Origin of the sequence: Affinundibacterium seohonense (genome assembly GCF_014284305.1) — a bacterium.
Classification (GTDB): domain Bacteria; phylum Pseudomonadota; class Gammaproteobacteria; order Burkholderiales; family Burkholderiaceae_D; genus Undibacterium; species Undibacterium seohonense.
On the sequence record NZ_JACOFW010000138.1, the window covers coordinates 1 to 253 of the forward strand.

Consider the following 253-nt stretch of genomic DNA (forward strand, 5'->3'; position numbering starts at 1 on the left):
TCTCGCATCAAGACGACGATGAAGAGCCGCCAACGAAAGAAATCAAAATCAGTCCGGTCGATCCCGATGCGGGCTACATGGTTCGTGATGGCAAGCCAACGGGATTCTTCTACCTCGATCATCGCACCGTCGATGGCGTCCATTCCCTCATCACCGATACCCACGTTACACCAGCCAATGTCCATGATAGTGGTCCCTATCTGGATCGTCTTGATCGGATGCGTACCCGCTTCGGTTTCGAAATTGGCGCAGT

1 pseudogene is annotated in these 253 nt (G+C 53.4%); it reads left to right on the forward strand.

Annotation, left to right across the window (positions count from 1 at the left end):
* A pseudogene (locus tag H8K52_RS20900) lies at positions 1-253 on the forward strand (IS5/IS1182 family transposase); the annotation flags it as partial.